Origin of the sequence: Crenobacter oryzisoli (assembly GCF_030385785.1) — a bacterium.
Taxonomy (GTDB): domain Bacteria; phylum Pseudomonadota; class Gammaproteobacteria; order Burkholderiales; family Chromobacteriaceae; genus Crenobacter_A; species Crenobacter_A oryzisoli.
This window is the reverse complement of record NZ_JAUEDK010000113.1, coordinates 1-1,093: the sequence shown is the minus strand read 5'-3', so window position 1 is coordinate 1,093 and position 1,093 is coordinate 1. Positions and strand designations below refer to the sequence as shown.

2 protein-coding genes are annotated in these 1,093 nt (G+C 57.2%); both read left to right on the top strand.

The window, feature by feature from the left end; translation table 11 throughout:
- A partial coding sequence (locus QU481_RS23725; RefSeq protein ID WP_289832394.1) for a hypothetical protein occupies positions 1–260 on the top strand: 260 nt, incomplete at its 5' end.
- 538 nt (positions 261–798) lie between these two features.
- On the top strand, positions 799–1,093 hold a 295-nt coding region (locus tag QU481_RS23720; protein WP_289828410.1), incomplete at its 3' end, for a helix-turn-helix domain-containing protein.

Genomic DNA, 1,093 nt, shown 5'->3' with positions numbered 1-1,093 from the left:
TCACCGGCTTGCTGGAAGGCAGGCGGGTGGGCGACAAATTTCACCGTGCCAACGGGGACGTGATCCAAGCGGATTTCAACGCTGCCCGGAACGTGAAACACCGGCTCCATGACCCGGCTATTGCCCGGTTCATGCCGCACCGCGAGGTGCTGCGGATTCTGCAATCACGTTCCTCCGGCGCAACTGAGCGTCAAGAGGCTTCAGTTGGTCGGCGCAAGCCGCGTCAACGAAGTGCGGATAAATCCATTGCTCTACTTTGAGCAAGTTTTTTGGAACAGGTGTCAGAAATTCTGTGTGCAGAGGCCCTCAGCCTAGAGTCTGTTTAAAGTTTTTTGAACAAGAGGCACAAGAAAGCAAGGTGGACGAACTGCAGGCTAGTAAGGGCGGGACACGCCCGGTTAGCTTGTGAAGTGAACGGTGCGGTAAAGCCGTCAGCAGCAGGAACCCACCGAAGCGTCCCAATCCGGCTCGATGCCGGGTTGAGCGCCGTAGGAATCCCCCGGCTTTAGACGGGGGAGGATGTCAAAGAGCCCAAATGGGCCTTCAGGTAGCCCTCCGCTACCAGTTGCTCATAGGCTTCACTTATGATCTTACGAGACAACCCGAGGGGATACGCCAGAGCCTAGGTAGAAGGCGGGCGCCTGCCGGCAACAAGTTCTCTCCTCGAGATGGAATTGCGTAGCGCCTCGGCCAGTTGTCGCCCAATGCTTCCCTTGTGGCGGTCGATCGCCTCAAGGGCTGGAGTCTCTGTTACTAACCTTTTAGAAAGTAATGCCATTTCATGTGATAATTTTCTTCATGAAATGCAAACGAAACTCTGACGCCCGCGGGATTGACCACCACACCCTCCAGGTCATGCGCCAGCAAGCCGTCAAGGCGATTCGAGAGGGCCAATCGGTGCAAAGCGTAGCAGCCGCCTACGGTGTCAACCCGCGCACGGTGTTTCGCTGGTTAGCAGACTTTGCCAATGGCGGCCAAAACGCCCTGCTGGCCAAGCCGATCCCGGGGCGTCCACCGAAGGTGACGGCCGATGAGATGAGCTGGCTGGCCAAGGCGGTGAAAGACAATACGCCGCAGCAGTTCAAGTTCGAGT